The sequence below is a fragment of the Pseudomonas sp. BGI-2 genome (assembly GCF_004310295.1).
GTDB lineage: Bacteria > Pseudomonadota > Gammaproteobacteria > Pseudomonadales > Pseudomonadaceae > Aquipseudomonas.
The window spans coordinates 1-1,235 of the sequence record NZ_SISB01000100.1; the positions used below are offsets into that span (position 1 = coordinate 1).

Sequence of the window (1,235 nt, forward strand, 5' to 3'; positions counted from 1 at the left end):
TGTAGTGGTCAACTAATCCCGGACACGACGTTAAGTTTTTCTTCGGCCCGAGCTGGCGCCAGCCCACCGTTGAATTGATGGGGCCGAATCCAGTTGTACCGATGCATCAAGAAATGGCTGATATCGCGTTGGGCTTCTTGAGCAGTTCTGTAACCCGTGGTCGGTATCCATTCAGTTTTCAAGCTGCGGAACACGCGTTCCATCGGCGCGTTGTCCCAGCAATTCCCCCGACGACTCATGCTCTGACGCATGCGATAACGCCACAGTCGCTGGCGAAATAAACGACTCGCATACTGCGACCCTTGATCCGAGTGAAACAGCAGGCCCTGAGGCCTTCCCCGTTGTTCGTAAGCCATATCCAGCGCCTTGATAACCAGCTCGGCATCCGGCTTTTCCGATAGCGCCCAGCCCACCACCCGGCGCGCGCAAAGATCCATCACGACAGCCAGATAGTGCCATTTCCCCTGAGCCCAAATGTAGGTGATGTCGCCGCACCACACCTGGTTGGGTGCCGAGACATCGAACTCCCGATTCAAGATGTTCGGGATATCCAACCGTTCAACCGTCGCTCGTTTATAGGCATGAGAACCTGGCTGTTTGCTGACGAGGTCAAGCTCACGCATCAAGCTGCGCACTTTGAACCGACCGAGTTGCTCACCATCGTCACGCATCAACGAGAGGATGCTACGGCTGCCGGCAGCACTGCGACTTTGTGAAAACAACTCGCTCACCCGGCTGCGCAACCGAAGTCGTTCGACATCCGGCGTTCGGCGCTTTAGGCGGTGGGCGTAGTAACTTGAGCGGTTGATTTCAAACACTTGGCACAGCCAATCAACCGGCTCGTGGACACTCAGCTGATTGATCAGCGCGTACGCTCGTGATCTTCCGACATCAAGAGCGCGGTAGCCTTTTTTAATATCGATTTTTCCCGTTCAAGACGGGCGATCCGGGCTTCCAGCTCCTGGATTTTCTGCTGCTCCGGTGTCAGCGCTTTGCTCTGCGGGGTAACGCCTTTGCGCTCCTGCTGAACCTGGTCGACCCAACGGCGTAGTGCCGACTCGCCGACGCCGAGTGAACGGCTGGCTTCGATGTAGCTGTAGTTTTGCTTGAGCACGAGTTCGGCAGCCTCGCGTTTGAATTCAGCAGAAAAGGAACGGCGTTGTTTGGTCATCTGACACCTCGATCTGGCGAGCATTCTCGCCTAAATGGGTGTCCGGTTTCATTAGACCACTACA

At 55.9% G+C, this 1,235-nt stretch carries 1 protein-coding gene; it reads right to left on the minus strand.

The features are described 5' to 3' along the window. Nucleotides 1–8: 8 nt before the first annotated feature. Nucleotides 9–1,171, minus strand: a protein-coding gene (locus tag EYC95_RS30030) for an IS3 family transposase (protein ID WP_131063540.1) whose coding sequence is annotated in 2 segments (ribosomal slippage) — nt 9–916 and nt 916–1,171 — 1,164 coding nt in all. Because the reading frame shifts where the segments join, the coding sequence is not laid out codon by codon here. Nucleotides 1,172–1,235 lie beyond the last annotated feature (64 nt).